Raw genomic sequence first — 22,399 nt, forward strand, 5'->3', positions numbered from 1 at the left:
AAAGTTTTTTGGTTGATACCAGCGACCGTGTCTCTAAAGCCATTGGAATAATCGACGCAACCCGTTTTCATCTATTTTCGCTGTAAGACAAGATAGGTTCATATCCAAGGCTCGCAAGTTTTTATTCGAGTTAACGCAAAACTGATTTTCATTGAACGTCACTCTTGCCGTTTCGCCATATTCGTCTCACATGAGTAAGGAAAAGTCGCGACACAATCGTGTCATCTCATGGTCTGAGTTTGTTTGGAGTTGTTATGTCGAAACGTCCTTCCATTTCTTTCAGTGAATTTTCAGCCCCCCATAAAGGCGTAAGCATCGTTCTGGTTGCCAAGGGCGGCGGCTTTTCAGAAGAAGCCGCGCAGGCCGTTGGCGGGTCAGAAAAAATTGCGCGCATCATTGAAATCTCTGGCTTTTCGGGTGCTTTGGGTAAAACTGCCGAAGCCATTGAAACGACGGAAGGCGGTATTGATAAGATCGTTTTGGTTGGTGCGGGCGACCCCGGCGAACTTGGTAATGACGACTGGGTCAAAATTGGCGGAGCCGCATTTTCGCGAATCGGCAAGGCAGAACGCGCGACACTCACGCTTGCGCTGCCGGAAACCACAATCGCTGGCGACGAAGCAGGCGATGTGGCTCTGGGCATGATTCTGCGTTCTTATGACTTCAATCGTTATAAAACCCGCAAAAATGAAGAAAACAACGAGCCAAAGCATTCTGCAAAGGTTCACATTCACGTTGCTGATGTTCATAGCGCCAAAAGAGCCCTTGAAGTTGCTGACGCCGTTGCCGATGGCGTGCTCAAAGCACGCGATCTGGTCAATGAGCCAGCCAACATTCTCGGCCCTGTCGAGTTTGCTGAGGAAGCGCAGAAGCTTGAAAAGCTTGGCGTGAAGGTCGAGGTTCTCGGCGAAAAGGAAATGAAGAAGCTGGGCATGGGCTCTTTGTTGGGGGTCGCGCAGGGCTCTGTTCGCCCACCGCGTCTCGTTGTCATGGAATGGCAGGGTGCCAAAGCCAAGGAAAAGCCGGTAGCGTTTGTCGGTAAAGGCGTGGTGTTTGATACGGGCGGCATCTCGATCAAGCCTGCCGCTGGCATGGAAGAAATGAAAGGTGACATGGGCGGCGCTGCTGCTGTCACCGGATTGATGCGGGCGCTCGCAGGACGCAAGGCCAAGGTCAATGCAATCGGCGTTATTGGACTTGTCGAAAATATGCCGGATGGCAATGCGCAGCGTCCCGGCGACATTGTAACGTCAATGTCCGGCCAGACGATCGAAGTCATCAACACGGATGCCGAAGGCCGTCTCGTGCTGGCAGATGCACTTTATTACACCAATGATCGCTTCAAGCCGCAGTTCATTATCAATCTGGCGACGCTGACGGGTGCGATTCTCGTGGCGCTTGGCACACACCATGCGGGTCTGTTCTCCAATGATGATGAGCTCGCAGACCAGCTTTATGACGCTGGTCAGGCAACAGGTGAAAAGCTGTGGCGTATGCCGATGGGCAAGGAATACGACAAGATGATCGATTCCAAGTTTGCCGACATGAAAAACAGTTCGGGTCGCTACGCCGGCTCAATTACGGCAGCACAGTTCCTCAAGCGCTTTGTCGGTGATACACCTTGGGCGCATCTTGATGTAGCCGGAACGGCGATGGCATCCCCAACCAACGAATACAGCCAGACTTGGGCGTCGGGCTATGGCGTTCGTCTGCTGGACCGTCTTGTGCGGGATAACTTCGAAAGCTGATTTCGATTCAGAAACAACGGTATGGGCTGAGAAGGTGAATCGCTTTCTCAGCCCCGCCAAATCCTATACAAAGAGCGCATGGCTGAAATTCTCTTTTATCACCTCACAGAATCGACGCTGGATGAAGCGCTTCCGGGCCTTGTCGAACGTTCGATAACACGTGGATGGCGCGTCGTCATTCAGGCTGTGACCGAGGAACGGCGTGACGCTTTAGACAGTCTTTTGTGGACTTTCTCGGATACGTCTTTTGTGGCCCATGGCACCGATCATGAGCCGCTTGCTGAGCATCAGCCGGTCTTGCTGACCACATCGCAAGCCAATTTGAATGGCGCCACTGTCCGCTTTCTTGTGGAGGGGGCGGCGCTTGAAGATGCAAGCCCTTATGATCGGCTGGTTGTCATGTTTGATGGTCATAATCAGGAGCAGCTTGAAAATGCGCGCGCCCAGTGGAAAACTTTCAAGATGGGGAACCACGATTTGACCTATTGGCAACAGACACCGGATCGTCGTTGGGAGCGCAAAGCCTGATGCGTGCCGTCTTTATCGCAATGATTGTGGCGGGCTTCGGTTTGGCCCTCGGCTACCCATGGTATATGCGCCATTTCACAGGCGATGAGATTGGGCGCTGGCCGATTCTTGAAAGCCGTCAGGCTGGCTTCATTACACAGGAAGTTAAGCTTGAAGCGAGCGATGCACCGGTTCGTATTTTCGTGGATGCCACGCCATTGCCGGGCTATGTACCAGCTGAACGCCGTTCGGCGATAACTCTGGCTGTCAGCCGTGATGGTTTCCCAGTTCTTTCACAGGGGTTGGATTTTGCTTCCGGCAGCAGTTCCATCAACACGGATCGTCCGCAGGATGGAAGTGTTTTGCGTCAGAGTGCAGGCGATATCGATCCTGTCTTGTCTGGCACTTATGCATTTCACGCTGTTCAGGGCAATACGGATGGTTTGCAACTCTCAAAGGCCGAACTCGTGCTGAGACGCGGTGCTGAGGAAGCGGGTGAGACTTATACAACGATCGGACTCATCCTTGGTGTGCTCGGTGTCTATGCGCTGATGCGCACGCGCATTCGACGGCGGGTTGAATAGAAACTTATTCGGCCATTGCTTCTTCATATTCGGAAGACATTTCCAGCCATTTGTCTTCCGCATCGGCAAGCGCTGATTTTGCTTCGCTCATTTCCTTGTTGAGGCGTATCGCCTTCTGTGGCTCTTTCTCATAAAGGGCGGGGTCTTCCAATTGCGTGATGAACCCTTGAATCTGTTTCTGCAGTTTCTGCATCAAGTTCTCGGTTTCCTTGATCTTTTTGAGCAAGGGCGCGAATGTCTCACGCTTCTGGGCGGCAAGCTTGCGCTGCTCTGCCTTGTTGATCTTCGGCCCTTCGTCGCGCTCTGAAACCTGTTCGCCCTTGGCATCGGCCAGAACGATCTGGCGATATTCATCCAGATCGCCATCGAATGCCTTCACAGCCCCTTCACGCACCAGCCACAGACGTTCCATGGTTGCTTCGATCAGGTGACGGTCATGCGCAATCAGGATAACGGCGCCATTGAAGGCATTGAGCGCATGAACCAGTTCTTCACGGCTGTCGATGTCGAGATGGTTGGTCGGTTCGTCAAGGATCAGCAGGTTCGGACCATGGAAGGTTGCAAGCCCCATCAGAAGACGTGCTTTTTCGCCACCAGAGAGATCTCTGGCAGGTGTCAGCATCTTTTCTGTCGAAAGCCCCATCTGGGCAACACGCGCACGCACCTTTGCTTCCGGCTCGCCCGGCATGAGCTTGCGCACATGCTCAATTGCATTGTCTTCCGGAATGAGATCATCCATCTGATGTTGCGCAAAGAACGCCACTTTCAGATTGGGCGAAAGCGTCAGCGTTCCTTTTTCCGGCTGCAACCGACCGGCAATCAGCTTGGCAAGCGTCGACTTACCGTTGCCGTTTGAACCGAGCAGTGCAATGCGGTCATCATTGTCGATACGCAGCGTCACATTGCGCAAAACCGGCTTGCCCGGCACATAACCGACATCGGCATTATCCAATGCGATAATCGGCGAAGCGGCTTTCTTCTCTGCATCGGGAAAACGAAATGGCTGCACATTGCTTTCAACATAAAGCTCAATGGGCTTGAGCTTTTCCAGAGCCTTCATGCGCGATTGTGCCTGACGTGCCTTGGTCGCCTTGGCGCGGAACCGCTCTACAAAGGATTCCATATGCTTGCGGTGCGCTTCCTGCTTGGCATGGGCCTTTTGCTGAAGCTCCAGCATTTCGTGGCGCTGCCGTTCGAACTGATCATAATTGCCGCGCCAGAAGCTGATTTTCTTCTGGTCGAGATGCATAATTGACGATGTAGCCGAATTGAGCAGATCGCGATCATGGCTGATGATGATGACGGTGTGCGGATAACGCTTCACATAATCAACCAGCCACAACACGCCTTCAAGATCGAGATAGTTGGTCGGCTCGTCGAGCAGCAACAGATCGGGTTCGGCAAAAAGCACGGCTGCAAGCGCCACGCGCATACGCCAGCCGCCTGAGAAGGCGGAAGCGGGGCGGCGCTGTGCTTCGGCGTTGAAACCAAGACCTGACAGGATCGCGCCTGCGCGCGCTTCCGCTGAATGGGCATTGATGTCAGCAAGGCGTGTATGAATTTCAGCAATCCGGTGCGGGTCGGTTGCCGTCTCCGCCTCTTCAAGAAGCGCTGCACGTTCCTTGTCCGCTTTCATGACGATTTCAATGAGCGCATCTTCTGTGCCGGGCGCTTCCTGCGCTACTTGACCAATACGTGTATTTTTCGGCAGGGAAATATTGCCGGTCTCAGAGGCGAGATCGCCGGTGATGACACGAAACAGGGTCGATTTTCCGGTGCCGTTGCGGCCGACAAAACCTGTCTTCGAACCCGCTGGCAGCGTGATGCTGGCGTGGTCGATCAGGAGGCGTCCGGCGATTCGTACGGAGATGTCGTCAAGAATAAGCATGGTGAAAAGGCTTTTGCACGGCTTGAGATATTTCCGCAAGTATCAACTATTCGCTATCAGGCGAAACGGCGGCCCGCTTCGCTGCGCTGAAACTGAATAAGATCAAGCGATGGCGCATCCGCACGCAACCGTGTGAGTCCTGCATGGATTTGCCCACGATGGTGCGTTTGATGGTTGAAGAGATGGGCGAGTGCCGGGGCGACCCGCTGGCTGATCGTTCGCACATTGGTTGCTGTCATGTAGGTGAAGCGTCCAGCAAGTTGTTCAGCATTCATGCTTTCAACATATTGACAGATGCGCTCATCTTCAGCCTTTCGCATATCTCGCAGCTTGATGAAATCATCGGTGATGATGGCATCAAGCTGGTTGGGATGGTCGCCTTCGCCGGTAAAGCGCTTCATCCAGATGCGGTCTGTGACCAGCAAGTGATTAAACGTGCGGTGTATCGATCCAAAATACAGGCCGAGATCTACTCGATAGTCGATGTCGCTCAGATCAGCCGCTGCTGAATAGAGCAAGTCATTGGCCCAGTGATTGTAATGAGCGAACATTAAAAAGTGCTGTTCCATGATTTTTCCCCCCGAAGGCATTTCCAGCAAAAGCGCACAGCGTCTTTGTATGAGATAACGCCAAAGACATAACGACAGAGCAGCTATTTTGCATCCCGAAAGACATATGACGCTCTGGTGAATCGAATTCCCCTTCTATGCAGCCAATTTTCTGCTCTCTCAAGCTGATAAGCGCGTTGGGTGAGGCGCTCCCCCTTGGCAATCGGGCCTATCACGGTTATAGAACCCCACTTTCCGAATTTTCCATCATACAAGGTGTCATATGGCAATCGAACGTACTTTCTCCATGATCAAGCCTGATGCAACCCGCCGCAACCTGACCGGTGCGATTACTGCCAAGCTTGAAGAAGCTGGTCTGCGCGTTGTTGCTTCCAAGCGCGTCTGGATGAGCCGCCGCGAAGCTGAAGGCTTTTACGCAGTTCATAAAGAGCGTCCTTTCTTTGGTGAACTGGTTGACTCGATGTCTTCGGGTCCGACAATCGTTCAGGTTCTCGAAGGCGAAAACGCAATTACCAAGAACCGTGAAGTCATGGGCGCAACCAACCCGGAAAACGCAGACGCTGGCACGATCCGCAAGGAATTCGCACTGTCGATCGGCGAAAACTCGGTTCATGGTTCGGACGCTCCTGAAACGGCTGCTGAAGAAATCGCTTACTGGTTCTCCGGTACAGAAATCGTCGGCTAATTCAGCATTTCCAGCAAAAGTGCAGCGCGGTTTTGCGTAGGATAATGCAATAAAGAAGTCAGATGGATTGAAAAAGCCCGGTCGCAAGACCGGGCTTATTTTATTGCTGCATTTGAGACGATCAAAGGCTCTGTGCAAGCCTTGCCAACTCGTCGCCGCTCTCATCAATCAGGACAAGTTTTCCAGAATCCATTTTGTATGAACGTGTTTTGCCGAGCACATCGAGGAACTTGCGTTCTTGATTCATCAGTGCAGGTGGGCACTGCATGTAGGTCGAACCAATTTCACCGAAAGAAATATTGCTGCCTGATATCGTTGCCTTGCTCATGAAACGGTTGCAACCGCCGGAGCCGCTCACTGTGCCATCGGAATCAACCATAAGAGTGGTCTGGGCAGTATCGATGACGCCGCCGCCCTGAATATCCTCCGCGAGCCAGTCTTTGCCTTCGATCCCGATTGCAACGGTATCGTCTGTGCCCTTACGGACCATAACGAGCTTGAGTTCGATGGGGGCTGTGACATTTTTGGGATCAACCGTGTAACGCTCGTCAGTGACAAACCATAAGGTATCACCGGCAGCAATGCGTGCCTGCAAGGCATAGCTGTGCTGTGGTTCGAGTTGGTCTGTATCGAAGCTGATCGCAAAGGGGATCGGTGAGCCTTGTGGTGCTTCTATCCGTGTCTCCCCAATTGTCTTGGAAGGAGCGTCCGCGCGAGAAACATCAATGAGCTGCACGATAAGGTGCGCTTCGGGGGGAAGCGCAATGCGCTCACGATAGGAGGCCTTGCCGCTGATTGTCTTTTCGGCAGCAATACTCGCGGTTGGCATTGATGTTGTGACAAACATTGCGGCACCACCAAGCATGCCAATGCCGGCAGTGAGCGCTGCCACGATAGAAAGGGTTTTTGTCAGACCTTTTGCCATTGCCAAATTTAAAACTTTCGTTCCCCCAATTTTTAGTCATGCGGCTGCAGACATGTTACCGGATGTTCAAGGCAACCGAATTCGCGCGACACCATGACGAATGATGCAAACATTAACCGTTGCTTCATGTGAAAATTGTGGCGGTGTGATTTTATGCCGTCAATAGTTCCCATATTTTAGGGGGTTAAATAGTTAATTCGCCATTAAATGCGTCTTACGATATCTGATAAATTGGAAAAAGAATGTTGCGGGCGACTTCTTGGGTTCGCTTTTCAGTCTTTCTGCCAGCGCTGGCGGCTTTGCTCGTCTTTGGCTTTTGATTCGACCCAGCCGCCGATTTTTCCATCCATCAGATGCTCGCGCTTCCAGAAGGGGGCTCCGGTTTTCATGAAATCCATGAGATAGGATGCGGCCTCAAAGGCCACCTGACGATGCAACGATGCTGTGACAACGAGAACGATGTTTTCGCCGGGCTTGATAAGGCCGTAGCGATGAATGATCGAAACGCCACAGAGCGGCCAACGCGCTATCGCTTGCTCCGCGATGCGGCGAATCTCCGCCTGTGCCATGCCGGGATAATGTTCAAGTTCAAGCGCGGCAAGCGTACCGCCTTCATCGCGACAAAGGCCCGTGAAGCTGACAATCGCACCTATATCCGTCCGACCATCGCTAAGCTTTCGGACTTCCACGGCCATGTCGAAGTCGGCATCACGGATATCAATGAAGAGAGGGCAGATGTCAGGCTGCACCATTTCAACCACCGGTCATAGGTGGAAAAAGCGCCACTTCATTGCCGTCTCTGACCAGTTCATCATGGTCAGCGTGCTCCTGATTAATCGCGGCGCGAATAACCTTTTCATGCTCAAGCGCAGCGTCATATTCTTCGCCAAGGCTTTTGAGGTGTGCGATCAGATCTCCGACGGTGATTGTCTCGCAGGCAAGTTCGATGACTTCCTCTCCCTTGCCGATCTTTTCACGCACCCAGGCGAAATAGACGAGCTTAATGCGCATAATTATCAATCCATGACGTGCTTGAGGCCTGCGCGGAAATAATCCCAGCCCGTGTAAAGTGTCAGGATTGCAGAAATCCAAAGCAGAACAATGCCGATCTCAGTCGTATAGGGCAGGATTTTCTCGCCAGCGGGCCCCGCCAGCAGAAAGGCCAGAGCAACCATCTGTGCGGTTGTCTTCCATTTTGCCAGTTTCGAAACCGGTACGCTGACTTTCAGCTCGGCAAGATATTCACGCAGTCCCGAGACAAGAATTTCACGGCAGAGAATGATGATGGCTGCCCACAGCGTCCATCCGGCGATGGTGCCATCGGCCGCTAGCAGCAAAAGACATGCCGAAACCAGAAGCTTGTCAGCGATTGGGTCAAGCATACGGCCGATGGTCGATGTTTGCTGCCAGATGCGGGCAAGATAACCATCAAAGAAATCAGTGATGCTGGCGATGGCAAAAATTGCCAGTGCGGTCCAGCGCGACGTGTCACTTGATTGAAGACTGCCCTCCACAAAAAAGCACAAAACGACAAGTGGCACGGCGATAATCCGTGCGTAAGTCAGTATGTTTGGCAAGGAGAGAGTGTGATTTTTCCGCATAGCACCGTCGCATTCGTTATTCGTGCACAACAACAGGGATGACCGAGAAAATCAACACCTGCTCATGTGTTCTTCCGGGACGTAATGACGCCCTTGGAGGAATAGTTGCCGAAACCCGGACAAAATTACGTCATCGGTCGTGAAAATGATCGTGAATCGTGCGCGCCATGGCTTCCGATATGCCATCAATCTGCATCAGGTCTTCAATCGCCGCTCTGGAAACGGCTTTGGCCGTGCCGAAATGGTGGAGAAGGGCACGCTTGCGCGTTGGACCGATTCCCGAAATTTCATCAAGCGGATTGGCGACCATTTCTTTTTTGCGGCGCGCGCGATGCGTGCCGATGGCAAAGCGATGGGCTTCATCGCGCATACGCTGAATGAAATAGAGCACAGGATCGCGCGGTGGCAGCGTAAAGGCCGGCTTGCCTTCCACGAAAAAGCGTTCCCGTCCCGCTTCGCGATCAACGCCCTTGGCAATACCGATGGCCGTCACAAGATGGCTGATACCCAGTTCGCCAAGAATCTGGCGCACCGCGCCCACTTGCCCCTGACCACCATCGATAAGCACGACATCCGGCCATGAAGGGAAGGCGTCGTTGGTTTCCGCATCGCTTACAGGCTCAGGCTCGCCATGTTCCTTGACCAGCCGTGAAAACCGCCGTTCGATCACTTCGCGCATCATGCCAAAATCATCGCCCGGCGTGATGTCCGTCGATTTAATATTGAACTTGCGATACTGATTCTTCACGAAGCCTTCCGGTCCGGCAACGATCATACCGCCGACAGCATTCGTTCCCATGATATGCGAGTTATCATAGACCTCGATGCGGCGTGGTACATGCGGCAGGCCAAAGGTTTCGGCCAGCCCTTTGAGCAACCGTGTTTGCGAAGACGTCTCGGCCAATCGACGTCCCAGTGCTTCGCGGGCATTGGTCAAAGCGTGATCAGTCAGCTCTTTCTTTTCGCCACGTTGCGGCACAGTGACGTGAACGCGATGATTGGCTCGGGTGGATAAGGCTTCTGCGAGAAGCGTCTGATCCTCAATGCTTTGCGAAAGCAGAACCAGCTTCGGGCAGGGCTTGTCATCATAAAATTGCGAAAGGAAGGCACCGAGAACCTCCGCAGGTCCGAGCGAGCTGTCGGCTTTCGGGAAATAGGCGCGGTTGCCCCAGTTTTGGCCGGTGCGGAAGAAGAAGACCTGAATACAGGTCATGCCGCCTTCCTGATGGATGGCAAACACATCGGCTTCTTCGACAGTCTGCGGATTGATGCCCTGATGCGATTGCACATGTGAAAGCGCTGAAAGGCGATCACGATAAACGGCTGCATGCTCGAAATCGAGATCAGCAGATGCCGCCTGCATGGCTTTTGCAAGATGGTCTTTGACGTTCTGGCTTTTACCCGACAGGAAGGCTTTGGCTTCGCTCACAAGCTCTGCATAACCCTCGTCGCTGATCTCATGCGTGCATGGGCCCGAACAGCGCTTGATCTGGTAAAGCAGGCAGGGGCGGGTGCGTGTTTCGAATACTGAATCTGTGCAGGTGCGCAGCAAAAAGGCGCGCTGCAATGCATTGATTGTGCGGGTAACAGCACCGCCGGACGCAAATGGTCCGAAATATTCTCCCTTGCGCGTGCGGGCGCCGCGGTGCTTGAAAATGCCGGGTGCGCGGTGGTTTCCGCTCAACAGAATATAGGGAAATGATTTGTCGTCACGCAGCAGCACATTAAATCGTGGCCGCAAACGCTTGATAAGATTCGCTTCAAGCAGCAGCGCTTCCGTCTCCGTGCGGGTGACAACAAATTCCATTGTTGTCGTTTCGCTGATCATGCGTGTGATGCGGTTGGAATGTCCAATGCCGCGCGCATAATTGGAAACGCGTTTTTTCAGACTGCGCGCCTTGCCAACATAGAGGACATCGCCGGCGCTGTTAAACATCCGATAAACGCCAGGATTGTTTGGCAGATGCCTCACGAATGCATTGATGATGTCGGCGCCGCTCAGGCCTTTTGTATCCGGCAGCCCTTCCGATGAATCCCACTCAATAGAATCGGCAATCGGTGCGACAGGCACGATCCCTTCCAGATCGCCGTCATCGTCTTCATCCATGTCTGCATCATCGATGACAATGCCAGCCGCATCCTCTTCATCATTCGATGGCAGGTTTGGAGCATCGTCATGGGGCTTGCGCGGGTCATTCATTCCGTAATTCCTGCTATATCCGGCGTTTCCCATGCCAGATGCTGCCCACTATCAAGCGCGATCATCTGTCCTGTCACCGATCGGCTTTCCCAGAAGTAGCGAATAGTACGTCCAAATTCTGACAAATCGGGCGCGCGTGCCAACGGCAGACGGCTGACCTGCAACTCAAAATCATCCACGCTCTGCCTCTCGCTGGGAAGTGTGGGGCCAGGAGCTATGGCATTGACCCGAATGCGCGGGGCCAGTGCCTGTGCCAGCGTTTTTGTGGCGTTCCACAACGCAGTTTTAGAAAGCGTATAGGAAAAGAATTGTGGATTGAGCTTCCAGACGCGCTGGTCAATCACATTGATAATAAGGCCATCGCTGCCATCGGGGAGGGCTTTTGCCATTTCTTCAGCGAGAATCACCGGGGTTTTCAGATGAATTGCAAAGTGGCGATCCCAAAGCTGCATATCGAGACTGCCAACCCGATCATCTTCAAACAATGAGGCATTGTTAACGAGCAGACGAATCGGCCCAATCTTGTTGGAAGCCCGTGCGATTAAACCTCTAACATCATTCTCATCGGCAAGATCAGCTTTGACAATGCAGGCCTTTCCGCCTTTTGCCATGATCTGATCCGCAAGAATGCGAGCTTCTTCGGCGGAACGATTATAGTGAATCGCGACAGGAAAACCCAGAGCAGCCAGGTCTTCCACCATGGCTTTGCCTATGCGCCGTGCCCCGCCGGTCACCAGAACTGGGCAAGTTGCAAGCGGATTGGTTTGCGGATTTTCCAACAGGGTAAACACTTTCTTATCGTGATTCATCGCTTCGATTCTTGCCATCTTACCGGGAAAAATACAGCGTAAAACTGAAACTCTGATGACCTCCACTGACAAAAAACTAACAAATTCAGTGGTTTCAATTTCATCACCTTGTCTTCAAGCAACGCTTTCGATGTTGCAAGCCGTAATATAGGGGCAATATCGAGGCGTTGCCAGAATGCAACATCACAGTTTTGCCATGTTCTCGACAGGTTCTTTCCACAGAAGCGGAAAGATCATGCCGCAATTACCAACGATATGTCTGTCCTGTCAGCGCGGCATGGATGGATCACTCCCAATTTCTGTCCGCCCGATAAGGGACCGCGCTAAAGGTAATTTATTGAAGGAGAATGCAATGCGCACTCTTAAGTCTCTCGTAATCGCCTCGGCTGCGCTGCTGCCGTTCTCTGCAACTGCTTTCGCAGCAGACGCGATCATGGAACAGCCTCCTGTTCCTGCTCCAGTTGAAATGGCTCCTCAGTACACCTGGGCCGGCGGTTACACTGGTTTGTACCTCGGCTACGGCTGGAACAAGGCGAAGAACGAATCGTCCGTTTTCAGCGATCCTACAATTAAGCCTAATGACTGGAAAACCGGTGCTTATGCTGGCTGGAACTTCCAGCAGGATCAGTTCGTATACGGTGTTGAAGGTGACGCAGGTTACTCTTGGGCTAAGAAGTCCCGCGATGGTCTGGAAGTTAAGCAGGGCTTTGAAGGCTCGCTCCGTGGCCGTCTCGGTTACGACCTGAACCCAGTTATGCCTTACGTAACTGCTGGTGTTGCTGGTTCGCAGATCAAGCTCAGCAATGCTGTTGACGACGAAAGCAAGTTCCGCGTTGGTTGGACAGCAGGCGTTGGTATGGAAGCTAAGCTTACCGACAATATTCTGGGCCGCGTTGAATACCGCTACACCCAGTTCGGTAACAAGACCTACGACCTCGGCAACGAATCGGTTCGTAACAAGCTCGACACACAGGACGTTCGCGTCGGTATCGGCTACAAGTTCTAATGACTTCGTAATTGAACGAAAAAACCGGGCAGGAAACTGCCCGGTTTTTTTATTTTATTTTTTAAGCGTGAGGCAGAAGCTTTGAGAGTTCGGGGTGCAGCTCTTCGAACCGCTTCATCCAGCGTTTGAGCTTTGGCCGTCCACGCTCCCATTTGCCTTCAAAGCGCAGCGCCAGATAACCGAGCGTGGCCGCCAGGGCCAGATGGCCACCATGCAACTTAGCCGCAAGACGCGGCGGGGCTTCGTTTAAAAGATCAAGCGCACGTTCAGCCTTGCGCCATTGCAGGTCGAGCCAGGGCTGATGAATTTTGTCGTCAGGACGTGAGCGGCGCTCATAGACATGGGCGAGAAGGACGTCAGACAGGCCATCCGCGATGGCTTCAAAGCGTTCGGCATCGGTACGCTTTTCTGCATTGCGCGGGAAAATTTTGTTGCCTGATACGCGATTAAGGTACTGCATAATCGCACGGCTATCGAAAACACTCTTTCCGTCATCGGTGATGAGTGTTGGAATTTTCCCAAGTGGATTGGCGTTGATAAGATTTTCTGGCTCAGCAGAGGTTGTCACAACCACGCTTTCAAATGGAACTTGTGCATAAGCGGCGGCCATTCTTACCTTCGCGCTATAGGGCGAGGCGGGAGAATAAAGGATCTGAGTCATTATTATTCCTGAGGTTAAGATTATCGCGTCGCTGGCATCAGAACGGAACGGCTGCGACATGCATTATTGTTAATTTGTTCGCAGGGCCGAAATTTAAGGTCTTTCGTCATGCAGATTCGGACTTCCTGCAAATAATTTCGATTGCAGGAAATGGATATACCGTCCTGCTTCATACCCGGATTAGCCGCAATGAAGGCCTTTTCCACCAGCATAGGATCAACGCGGCGCGAGATCGCAAGATTGCGGAGGCTGGGCGGAATGTTCACTTGCTCATAAGCCTGACGGATCGTCGAAAAATATTCATCCTGCGCAAGACCTGAACAGCTTCCATGCTTGCGCCACTGATGCGCAATCAGACCTGTCGATGGCATAATGTCGGATACGCTGGAAACAATTTGCCGGGGAACGAAACTGCCGCGACTGCGGCTATTGTCCAACTGGCAATTGGCCGGATAGCCCCATTCGTTCTGTGGCCAAAGACCATGTACGACGAAGCCGAAGGGGCGCGATGTCCCACATTGCTGTTTGTTGGCTCTTGGCCCCTCAAGAGTGCAATAGCTTGGCGACCATGAAAGGGAGAGAACATAGAAATCGAAATCACCGGGGCGGCTATTGCCCCGGTCCTGCGCCATTGCTGATAGCGCTGAAAGGGAAGTGGCAAGAAGGGCGGCGGTTATCGCCGCCAGTTTGCGCAGCATCGCTGACACGATCAGCGCAGGACGCGGCAGCTGGCGTCGAAGACATACCAGCGGTCAAAGCCGTCGACGCAGAATTCAACATTGCTGCCCACGCCTGCAAAGCCCTGGCCTTCTTCAACCAGGTACCAGACCGGGCGATACTGGCCATCGCTCAAAACGGCTGTTGCCTTACAATAGGTGCGCTCAATCTGGGCCGGATTGTTTTTTGGCTCATAGCGTGTGAGACGAACATCGCTCATCGCGGTTATGCCAACCTGCGGCAGATGTGGCACATGGCGAACCTGATAGCCGAAATCAGAAACCACGCGGCGCAGTACGCTTTGCTGATTGCACAAACCTGCATCGCCAACAACGGCTGGTGCCGGCGCCAAATAGTCGGCAGCACTTGCGGGCAGGGAGGCAAACGTCAGCGGAATGGCCGAAGCAGAGAGAAATGCTGCCCTAGAAAACTGTCCGATGCGATCCAACTTGCGTTGCATGTCTCTATCCTGTCTTACAATTCGAGCATGACGCTCGCTTTTCAAACTCAGGTGCAGTTTCTTTCAGCAATGGCCAGCGGTCAAGTGCGATCCGTCTCGCTGCGTATCCATTGAATGCTGAAATTGCTCCCCTTTTCTTCCGCAAGTAATTTGGTAAGGCAGGGAAGCAGGATTTGCATCTCACTTTCGAGTGTGTAAGGCGGATTGACGACAATCATCCCGGTCCCATCAAGGCGCGGTTCGGACGATGGTGCGCGAATCGCAAGCTCGATCTTCATGATTTTCGGGATCTCGGTTTCCCGCAGGCGCTTTGTGAATCGGTCAGTCTCTTTCCGGTCTTTGACCGGATACCACAGCGCATAAGTCCCGCCGGGAAAGCGTTTGTAAGCCTTCACAAGCCCATCGACGAGACGATCAAACTCGCCTTCTATCTCGAATGGCGGATCGACCAGAACAAGCCCACGCTTTTCTTTGGGCGGCATATGCGCTCCAAGCGACAGCCAGCCATCAAGCTCAATGACCCGCGCCTGATAATCACCATCAAACAGTTTCGCCAGTTTCTTGGCATCCTGCGGATGCAGCTCCAGCGCCGACAGACGATCCTGTTTGCGCAGAAGATGGCGCGTAAGAAGCGGCGAGCCGGGATAGTGTTTCAGCTCATTGCCCTTATTGACCGACCGAACGGCATCGAGATAAGGCTCAAGCAGTTCGATTGCTTGTGGCGGGATTTCAGCCTTTTCAACGGCATCCATGATACGGCGAATACCGCCGATCCATTCGCCAGTCTTGCCGGCCTCCGTGCCACGCAGATCATAGAGGCCTATGCCCGCATGGGTATCGACCACGCGGAAGGCCTGTTCCTTGCGCTTGAGATATTCGATGATGCGGGAAAGGATGACGTGTTTGACGACATCGGCAAAGTTCCCGGCGTGATAGGCGTGACGGTAATTCATATTCGCGCTTGTTTCATGCCTCGTCGCTTTCGGCAATATCCCAGTGCTGCGAAATGTGAGATACAACGCTCATCATCTGCTCTTATTCGAGTCGTGTCTTTCATGTCCGGTACTGTTCTTCTGATTGTCCTTTGCGGCGCGTTTTTCCACGCAAGTTGGAACGCTATTGTTAAAGGAGGGGGCGACAAGTTTTTTGCCGCTGCCTGTGTGGTCGGCGCAGCCGGACTGATTGCAGTTTTCTTTCTGCCATTTCTGCCTTTACCGCATCCCTCAAGCTGGATCTATATTGCGCTTTCGACCATCACGCAGATATTCTACATGTCGCTGGTCGCCGCCGCCTATAAATCAGGCGATATGAGCGAAGCCTATCCGATCATGCGCGGAACGCCGCCTTTGCTGGTGGCGCTGGTCAGTGCACCGTTGATTGGCGAAACTATCGGTTTGGGTGGCTGGATTGGCGTTATGCTGATTTGCGCTGGCGTTCTGGCCATGGCGCTGGACGCGCGAAGGCGCAATGGTGGCACATCAAGCAGGACGGCTTTGCTTGCGCTTACAAATGCGGGGTTTATCGCAGCTTACACCATCATTGATGGTGTGGGCGTGCGGGCATCGGGGCATACTTTGTCCTATACGCTCTGGCTGTTTCTGGTGAACGCATTTCCACTGGCGGGCTGGGCTCTGTATCGTGAGCCGGATCGCTTCTTGCATTATATTCGAAACCACTGGCGGCCATCGCTGATCGGCGGTCTAGGCACTTTGCTATCGTATGGTCTTGCGCTATGGGCTATGACGATGGCCCCAATCGCTGTTGTTGCTGCTCTGAGAGAAACAGCTATCTTGTTTGGTATTCTTATTTCTGCATCCATTCTCAAAGAGAAAATTGGCTTGCCGCGTTTTCTGGCCGCAGGGCTGATCGTATTGGGTGCAATTACGCTGCGATTGGCTTAAAAAGCATTATGAGCCAGACGTCCCCCAAAACGAATATCAAAATTGGACATTCCGCTTGTCCGCATGATTGTCCCTCCACATGCGCACTCGATATTGAGTTGCTGGATGAGCGAACGATTGGCCGCGTGCGCGGCGCAAAAGACAATAGCTATACCGCAGGCGTGATCTGCGCCAAGGTCGCGCGCTATGCTGAACGTGTGCATCACCCGGATCGCTTGAAGCATCCGCTTATTCGCGCTGGTCGCAAGGGGGATGGCGAATGGAAACAGGCATCTTGGGAAGCAGCCCTTGATCTGATCGCCGAGCGCTTTCTCAAAGCCGAAGAGACATATGGCAGTGAAAGCGTCTGGCCTTATTATTACGCGGGTACGATGGGGCTTGTGCAGCGCGATTCCATCAATCGTCTGCGTTATGCCAAGCGCTATTCAAACCAGTTTGACAGTTTCTGCACCAATATGGCTTGGACCGGCTACTTTGCTGGCACCGGCAGCCTGACGGGGCCAGACCCGCGCGAGATGGCAAAGGCGGATGTGGTTGTCATCTGGGGCACCAATGCCGCCGCCACACAGGTTAATGTGATGACCCATGCGGTGCGGGCACGCAAGGATCGCGGTGCCAAGATCGTGGTCATCGACATCTACGCCAATGCGACTGTGCGTCAGGCCGATATGGGCATCGTGCTGAAACCTGGCACCGATGGCGCTTTTGCCTGTGCGGTTATGCATGTGCTGTTTCGTGATGGTCTTGCCGACTGGGATTATCTCAACCGCTACACCGACGATCCAAAAGGGCTGGAGGCCCATCTTTCAACCCGCACACCGGAATGGGCCGCTGAAATCACCGGCTTAAGCGTGGAGGAAATCGAGGCTTTCGCGCATCTGGTGGGCAAGACCAGACGGACCTATTTCCGTCTTGGCTACGGCTTTACGCGTCAGCGCAATGGTGCGGTTAACATGCATGCGGCGGCATCGATTGCCTGTGTCACTGGTGCTTTCCAATATGAAGGCGGCGGCGCATTTCATTCCAATGCGGGCATCTTCAAGATGGACAAGCGTGAGATCGAAGGCAGCACTATGCAGGATAAAAGCCTGCGTTTCCTTGATCAGTCGAAGATCGGGCGCATTCTCACAGGTGACAGCGAAGCGCTCTACGGCGGTCCGCCTGTGATGGCAATGCTGATCCAGAACACCAATCCGATGAATGTGACGCCTGAACAGCGCCTGGTGCGTCAGGGCTTTGCGCGTGAAGACCTGTTTGTTGCAGTGCACGAGCAGTTCATGACGGATACGGCCAAAATGGCCGATGTTGTTCTGCCTGCCACGACCTTTCTCGAACACGACGATATTTACCGTGGCGGCGGTCAGCAGCACGTGGTCTTGGGGCCGAAACTGATCGAACCTCTTGCAGAGGCTCGCCCCAATGTCTTTGTTATCAATGGGTTGGCGGAGCGACTTGGCGTTGCGCATCTGCCGGGCTTTAACGTCGACGAACGCACATTAATCGACAATATGAACACCAACAGCGATCTTCCGCATTTCGATGAATTGAAGGAAAAGCGCTTTGTCGATATGCAACCACCCTTTGAGGAAGCGCATTATATCAAAGGCTTCAAATGGCCGGATGGCAAGTTCCGCTTCCGCCCGGACTGGACCGGTAGCCCTTCACCAAACAAACCGCCGGAAGTCATGGGGCTGCAAGGGCCGCATCATTCAATTCCAGAGTTTCCGGACTATTGGAATGTGATTGAGGCAGTCGATGATGAACATCCGTTCCGACTGGCCACATCGCCGGCGCATAATTTTCTCAATTCAACGTTTGCCGAAACACCCACCTCTCTTGCCAAAGAAATCCGGCCGGAACTTCTCATCCACCCGGATGATGCGGCTCAACTGGATATTGCGGATGGTGAGCGGATTGAAATTGGCAATCATCGCGGCGAGGTCGTGCTTCATGCCGTGCTGCGCGCCGGTCAAAAGCGCGGCGTTGTGGTGTCGGAGGGCATTTTCCCGAATTCGACCTTCGAGCGCGGTGAGGGGATCAATACGCTGATCGGTGCTGAGCCTGCTGCGCCATATGGCGGGCTTGCGGTTCATGACACCAAAATCTGGATCAGAAAGCTTTCATAAAATAAAAAACCGCGCTTAATTTAAGTTAAGCGCGGTTTTTGATTGTATCAGACCGGATTAGCCTGCGTAGTTCAGCTTAAGCTTCGAGAGGCCAACAGCTGCATTGAGACCCTTCTGCCCTTGAAGCGAGATAGGCTGCAACGAGATGGTTTTCCATGAGCCGCCGGTCAGGATATTGGTGCCTGCGCCGATGCCAATTGCGGCATTTGCCGATGCGCCAACATAACGGCCCTTGAGCGCGCCCTCTGGGCGAACAGTTGGAGCCCACACCGCCCAAGCCATCGTGCCGCCATTGATGAAGCCAATATCAACGCCAATTTTGGTGATATTGCCTGTGTAATGCTCAATGGGACCACGGCCGCGAACGGGCTTGAATACGCAATTTACGTCCTGCTGGCTTCCAATGATCACACCAATTGCCGGGGAAATATCGCAAGTCAAAGTGCCAACTTCCGAACGCGGCTGTGTACGGCCTGAACCGGGGGCGGCCACGAAGTCAGCGGCAAGTGCCGGGGCCGTCATTGCGATGCCTGAAGCAACGGCCATAGCTGACAGGAATGAAGTCGAAAAACGGAGAGACATGATTTTGTCCTCTAATAAACACATACTGAAAGAGACGCTTATGCGACTCTCATAGGGTTGCCGAAGCAGCTTCCCTTACGCACCCGAATTAGGGCATTTTCGCGAGAATTAAAGTTTTGTTAACGAAAAAATTGGGGTGTGATTAATTTGTCGCGCTTCATTGTGCATTGCTGGTCAGGCGCTGATTATCATTGCATCTTGTGACAGGCTCGTTTCCACGTCACCACTGGCAAACTTTTTGAGCGCCAAAGCGTAGACCTTGTGCTCTGCCTTCAGCACACGGGCAGCAAGCGTGCTTTCCGTGTCTCCATCAATAATCGGCACTGCGGCCTGCGCCAGAATCGGACCTTCATCCATGCCTTCCGTCACCAGATGCACGGTACAGCCAGCAAGCTTCATCCCTGCGTCAAGGGCACGCTGATGCGTGTGCAGGCCCGCAAAAAGCGGCAGCAGTGAAGGATGGATGTTGAGGATACGGCCCTCATAAGGCGCAATAAATTTTGCAGAGAGAAGCCGCATATAACCTGCAAGGCAGAGAATGTCCGGGTTTAATGCTGCAAGCGCTTCAAGGATTGCGCCTTCATGCGCTTCCTTGGAAGCATAATCCTTGCGGGTAAACACCTGTGTTGCAATACCTGCGGCTTGCGCTTTCGCAAGGCCGCCGGCATTAGGCTTGTCGGAAAAGACCGAGATAATTTCAGCCGGAAAATCGGGCGCCTGAGCAGCGCGGATCAGCGCCTCCATATTGGAGCCGCCGCCCGAGATGAAAATGACGACCCGCTTGCGGCTCATAGCGCCAAAGTGCCCTGATAAACAACGCCTTCGCCTTCGCGCTTGACCATGCGGCCGAGCGTAACAACGTTTTCGCCTTCCTTGGCGAGCGCGGCAACCACGTCTTCCACCTTGTCGGGCGAGACCACAGCAATCATGCCGATGCCGCAGTTAAACGTGCGCAGCATTTCGAGCGGTTCGACGCCGCCGGTCTTGGCAAGCCAGGAGAAAACGGCCGGAACATCGATTGCATCAAGATTGATTTCAGCCGCAAGACCATCTGGCAGAACGCGCGGAATATTGTCCGGAAAACCACCGCCTGTGATATGCGCCAATGCCTTGATGCCATCCGACGCTTTGATTGCTGCAAGCAGAGGCTTTACATAAATGCGGGTTGGCTCCAGCAGGGCTTCACCAAGCGTTGCGCCTTCCTTGAACGGCGCATCCGATTTCCAGCCAAGACCGGATATTTCAACGATGCGGCGCACCAGCGAGAAACCGTTGGAGTGAACGCCTGATGACGAAAGGCCGAGAATAATATCGCCTTCGGAGACATCGCCGCGCGGCAGCAGGCGATTGCGTTCTGCGGCACCAACCGCAAAGCCAGCAAGATCATAATCGCCATCCCGATACATGCCCGGCATTTCAGCGGTCTCGCCACCGATCAGCGCACAGCCAGCCTGAAGGCAGCCTTCTGCAATGCCGGAGACAATGGCGACACCCTGATCAGGCGACAGCTTGCCGGTCGCGAAATAATCGAGAAAGAACAGCGGCTCTGCGCCCTGTACGACAAGATCGTTCACGCACATGGCAACAAGGTCAATGCCAACGGTGTCATGCTTGTCTGCATCGATTGCGATTTTGAGCTTGGTGCCAACACCATCATTGGCTGCGACCAGCACCGGATCGGTAAAGCCTGCGGCCTTGAGATCGAACAGGCCGCCGAAGCCGCCAATTTCCCCATCAGCGCCGGGACGGCGTGTCGAGCGCACAAGTGGCTTGATCTTGTCGACCATCAGATTGCCCGCATCAATATCGACGCCAGCCTCCGCATAGGTCAGTCCATTTTTTTGGGCGGGGTTATTTTCAACGGTCATGACCTGCTCCTGGAGATTGGGCGGGAATAATTAAGCGCGCAATGACATGAGATTGCCTGTCCTGCAAGGCCGCAGAGCCGGAAAAGCACAAAACAACGCAGGAATCTGCGGAAAATCACGACCCTGTGGGTTGCCAGCCACGTTCAAACTTGCACCGCGCACATCCATTGCAATCTTTCTGCGTTGGACTAACTATCATCCTCGCCCAGTGCTTATAACAATAGTAATATGACTATTTATCGGACAAGCTCACAACCTGCCTTTTCAGAGAATGGATGAATATGGCCAAAAAACCAGCGCCCGTGACCGATGCCACGAGCAAAACCATACAGCAATCGGATGCTGTGGCGCGTGATGGCGACATTCACGTCAATGTCGAAGTCGGTGGCTTCACCGGTTCGGTCGTGCGTCGTCAGGCCATGTTCTGGACATGTGCCATATTGGTGTTCATCCTGTTTTTGGTCGTGTTCAGCCCGGTTCTGCTGCCATTTGTGGCCGGTATGGCTTTGGCTTACTTCCTTGATCCGGTTGCGGACCGGCTGGAGAAGTTGGGATTGTCGCGGCTGGCCGCAACCATTTTCATCCTGCTCGTTTTTCTGATCATACTTGTGGTCGGGCTGATGATCATCATTCCGATTTTGGCTACGCAGCTCGTGGATTTGATCGGCAAACTACCCGATTACATTTCGCAGCTTCAGGCATTGATGGCGAATGAAAATTCCCAGTGGCTCAAGCGTTATATTGGCATCGATAGCTCAGTCATTCAGGAGAATCTCAGCTCGCTACTCCAGCAAGGGGCTGGTTTTCTTTCCACTTTGCTGCAATCCCTGTGGAATTCGGGGAAATCTCTGATCGATATTGCAGGCCTTTTCATCGTCACGCCCGTGGTTGCGTTCTACATGCTGCTCGACTGGGATCGCATGGTTGATCGTATCGATTCATGGGTGCCGCGCAGACAGCTTTATACGGTTCGCAGTATCGCGCGTGACATGGATAAGGCGGTTGCAGGCTTTGTGCGCGGGCAGGGTACTTTGTGCCTCATCCTCGGCACTTATTATGCCATCGGCCTGACACTCGCAGGTCTTAATTTTGGCCTGCTGATCGGCTTTTTCGCCGGCGTTATAAGCTTTATCCCCTATATCGGATCCTTTATCGGACTGGCGCTCGCCATCGGTGTTGCGCTGGTGCAGTTCTGGCCGGACTGGATTACGATTGTGGTTGTTGCAGGGGTGTTTTTCCTGGGCCAGTTCGTGGAAGGAAATATCCTCCAGCCCAAGCTTGTTGGCTCATCGGTCGGGCTTCATCCGGTCTGGCTGATGTTTGCTCTGTTCGCCTTCGGTTCCCTGTTTGGCTTCACCGGAATGCTGGTTGCCGTGCCTGCTGCGGCGGCAGTCGGGGTGCTTGTGCGATTTGCGCTGAATCGCTATCTCCATTCTCCGATGTACGACCCGGCGTTTAAGCGTTCGCATTCCGATAAAGGGTTGTTGATCGAAGCTGGCGAGAATGCAGGCAAGGAAAAATGAAATCGAACTGTAACCCGGTTGAAAGCACAGGAGAAAGCG

The 22,399-nt window shown here is 53.4% G+C and carries 23 protein-coding genes; 8 read left to right on the forward strand and 15 right to left on the reverse strand.

Translation table 11 applies throughout. The annotated features are described in order from the left end of the window. The first annotated feature begins 254 nt into the window (after nucleotides 1-254). The 3 genes from ABE527_RS04530 to bspB all read left to right on the forward strand — a co-directional run bounded on the left by ABE527_RS04530 (nucleotide 255) and on the right by bspB (nucleotide 2,839). Nucleotides 255-1,748, forward strand: a complete 1,494-nt coding sequence (locus ABE527_RS04530) for a leucyl aminopeptidase (protein WP_265983297.1) — start codon at nucleotides 255-257, stop codon at nucleotides 1,746-1,748. A gap of 78 nt (nucleotides 1,749-1,826) precedes the next feature. Then, on the forward strand, nucleotides 1,827-2,276 hold the full coding sequence (locus ABE527_RS04535) for a DNA polymerase III subunit chi (RefSeq protein WP_396996887.1): 450 nt from the start codon (nucleotides 1,827-1,829) through the stop codon (nucleotides 2,274-2,276). Then, nucleotides 2,276-2,839, forward strand: coding sequence for a type IV secretion system effector BspB (gene bspB, locus ABE527_RS04540; RefSeq protein ID WP_499696240.1), 564 nt, complete (start codon nucleotides 2,276-2,278; stop codon nucleotides 2,837-2,839). Before ABE527_RS04535 ends, bspB begins: the two co-directional genes overlap by 1 nt. 4 nt (nucleotides 2,840-2,843) lie before the next feature. On the opposite strand, the gene ABE527_RS04545 is transcribed toward bspB, so the two are convergent. Then, nucleotides 2,844-4,727 carry an ABC-F family ATP-binding cassette domain-containing protein gene (locus tag ABE527_RS04545; RefSeq protein ID WP_499696241.1) on the reverse strand — a complete coding sequence of 628 codons (1,884 nt, stop codon included), beginning with the start codon at nucleotides 4,725-4,727 and terminating at the stop codon, nucleotides 2,844-2,846. Between the two features lie 56 nt (nucleotides 4,728-4,783). Then, on the reverse strand, nucleotides 4,784-5,296 hold the full coding sequence (locus ABE527_RS04550; RefSeq protein WP_499696242.1) for a DinB family protein: 513 nt from the start codon (nucleotides 5,294-5,296) through the stop codon (nucleotides 4,784-4,786). 262 nt (nucleotides 5,297-5,558) lie between these two features. On the opposite strand from ABE527_RS04550, the gene ndk reads away from it, so the two are divergent. After that, a complete protein-coding gene (ndk, locus tag ABE527_RS04555) occupies nucleotides 5,559-5,981 on the forward strand; it encodes a nucleoside-diphosphate kinase (protein ID WP_499696243.1) in 423 nt (140 codons plus the stop codon). A 121-nt stretch (nucleotides 5,982-6,102) separates the two neighbouring features. Here the strand turns inward: ndk and ABE527_RS04560 are convergent, their stop codons facing one another. The 6 genes from ABE527_RS04560 to ABE527_RS04585 all read right to left on the reverse strand — a co-directional run bounded on the left by ABE527_RS04560 (nucleotide 6,103) and on the right by ABE527_RS04585 (nucleotide 11,516). After that, entirely contained in the window at nucleotides 6,103-6,906 is an 804-nt protein-coding gene (locus tag ABE527_RS04560; RefSeq protein ID WP_499693593.1) for an META domain-containing protein, read from the reverse strand. A gap of 272 nt (nucleotides 6,907-7,178) precedes the next feature. Next, nucleotides 7,179-7,658, reverse strand: a complete 480-nt coding sequence (locus tag ABE527_RS04565) for a molybdenum cofactor biosynthesis protein MoaE (protein WP_265983308.1) — start codon at nucleotides 7,656-7,658, stop codon at nucleotides 7,179-7,181. A 1-nt stretch (nucleotide 7,659) separates the two neighbouring features. Further along, nucleotides 7,660-7,917: a molybdopterin converting factor subunit 1 gene (gene moaD, locus ABE527_RS04570; RefSeq protein ID WP_499696244.1), complete on the reverse strand. Its 258-nt coding sequence runs from the start codon at nucleotides 7,915-7,917 to the stop codon at nucleotides 7,660-7,662. 5 nt (nucleotides 7,918-7,922) lie between these two features. Next, complete coding sequence (pgsA, locus tag ABE527_RS04575; protein WP_265983311.1) at nucleotides 7,923-8,507, reverse strand: CDP-diacylglycerol--glycerol-3-phosphate 3-phosphatidyltransferase; 585 nt, start codon at nucleotides 8,505-8,507, stop codon at nucleotides 7,923-7,925. A 130-nt stretch (nucleotides 8,508-8,637) separates the two neighbouring features. Further along, nucleotides 8,638-10,707, reverse strand: coding sequence for an excinuclease ABC subunit UvrC (gene uvrC, locus ABE527_RS04580; RefSeq protein WP_265983312.1), 2,070 nt, complete (start codon nucleotides 10,705-10,707; stop codon nucleotides 8,638-8,640). Continuing rightward, entirely contained in the window at nucleotides 10,704-11,516 is an 813-nt protein-coding gene (locus ABE527_RS04585; RefSeq protein ID WP_499696245.1) for an SDR family oxidoreductase, read from the reverse strand. The genes uvrC and ABE527_RS04585 overlap by 4 nt, the downstream gene beginning before the upstream one ends. A 352-nt stretch (nucleotides 11,517-11,868) precedes the next feature. Here ABE527_RS04585 and omp25 point away from each other — a divergent pair, with 352 nt between their 5' ends. Then, nucleotides 11,869-12,522, forward strand: coding sequence for an outer membrane protein Omp25 (gene omp25 / locus ABE527_RS04590; protein ID WP_265983314.1), 654 nt, complete (start codon nucleotides 11,869-11,871; stop codon nucleotides 12,520-12,522). Between the two features lie 61 nt (nucleotides 12,523-12,583). On the opposite strand, the gene ABE527_RS04595 is transcribed toward omp25, so the two are convergent. From ABE527_RS04595 to ABE527_RS04610, 4 genes are all read right to left on the reverse strand, one after another. Beyond that, on the reverse strand, nucleotides 12,584-13,183 hold the full coding sequence (locus ABE527_RS04595) for a glutathione S-transferase (protein ID WP_499696246.1): 600 nt from the start codon (nucleotides 13,181-13,183) through the stop codon (nucleotides 12,584-12,586). A 20-nt stretch (nucleotides 13,184-13,203) separates the two neighbouring features. Next, the gene (locus ABE527_RS04600; protein WP_396996959.1) at nucleotides 13,204-13,881 is read right to left on the reverse strand and encodes a ribonuclease T2 family protein; all 678 of its coding nucleotides are present in this window, start codon (nucleotides 13,879-13,881) and stop codon (nucleotides 13,204-13,206) included. A gap of 11 nt (nucleotides 13,882-13,892) precedes the next feature. Next, complete coding sequence (locus ABE527_RS04605; RefSeq protein WP_265983316.1) at nucleotides 13,893-14,360, reverse strand: phage portal protein; 468 nt, start codon at nucleotides 14,358-14,360, stop codon at nucleotides 13,893-13,895. Between the two features lie 80 nt (nucleotides 14,361-14,440). Then, on the reverse strand, nucleotides 14,441-15,313 hold the full coding sequence (locus ABE527_RS04610) for a 23S rRNA (adenine(2030)-N(6))-methyltransferase RlmJ (RefSeq protein ID WP_499696247.1): 873 nt from the start codon (nucleotides 15,311-15,313) through the stop codon (nucleotides 14,441-14,443). Nucleotides 15,314-15,415: 102 nt separating this feature from the next. On the opposite strand from ABE527_RS04610, the gene ABE527_RS04615 reads away from it, so the two are divergent. Both ABE527_RS04615 and ABE527_RS04620 read left to right on the forward strand, forming a co-directional pair. Continuing rightward, on the forward strand, nucleotides 15,416-16,261 hold the full coding sequence (locus ABE527_RS04615) for an EamA family transporter (protein ID WP_265983319.1): 846 nt from the start codon (nucleotides 15,416-15,418) through the stop codon (nucleotides 16,259-16,261). A gap of 8 nt (nucleotides 16,262-16,269) precedes the next feature. After that, nucleotides 16,270-18,387, forward strand: coding sequence for a molybdopterin oxidoreductase family protein (locus ABE527_RS04620; protein ID WP_499696248.1), 2,118 nt, complete (start codon nucleotides 16,270-16,272; stop codon nucleotides 18,385-18,387). A 57-nt stretch (nucleotides 18,388-18,444) separates the two neighbouring features. Here ABE527_RS04620 and ABE527_RS04625 read toward each other — a convergent pair whose 3' ends face one another. The 3 genes from ABE527_RS04625 to purM all read right to left on the reverse strand — a co-directional run bounded on the left by ABE527_RS04625 (nucleotide 18,445) and on the right by purM (nucleotide 20,837). Then, a complete protein-coding gene (locus ABE527_RS04625) occupies nucleotides 18,445-18,969 on the reverse strand; it encodes a DUF992 domain-containing protein (RefSeq protein ID WP_265983322.1) in 525 nt (174 codons plus the stop codon). A 174-nt stretch (nucleotides 18,970-19,143) separates the two neighbouring features. After that, a complete protein-coding gene (purN, locus tag ABE527_RS04630) occupies nucleotides 19,144-19,761 on the reverse strand; it encodes a phosphoribosylglycinamide formyltransferase (protein WP_499696249.1) in 618 nt (205 codons plus the stop codon). After that, entirely contained in the window at nucleotides 19,758-20,837 is a 1,080-nt protein-coding gene (purM, locus tag ABE527_RS04635) for a phosphoribosylformylglycinamidine cyclo-ligase (protein ID WP_265983325.1), read from the reverse strand. The genes purN and purM overlap by 4 nt, the downstream gene beginning before the upstream one ends. A gap of 281 nt (nucleotides 20,838-21,118) precedes the next feature. Here purM and ABE527_RS04640 point away from each other — a divergent pair, with 281 nt between their 5' ends. Then, complete coding sequence (locus tag ABE527_RS04640) at nucleotides 21,119-22,360, forward strand: AI-2E family transporter (protein ID WP_499696329.1); 1,242 nt, start codon at nucleotides 21,119-21,121, stop codon at nucleotides 22,358-22,360. Nucleotides 22,361-22,399 lie beyond the last annotated feature (39 nt).

Source organism: Brucella sp. TWI432, from assembly GCF_039674445.1.
Classification (GTDB): Bacteria; Pseudomonadota; Alphaproteobacteria; order Rhizobiales; family Rhizobiaceae; genus Brucella; species Brucella chromiisoli.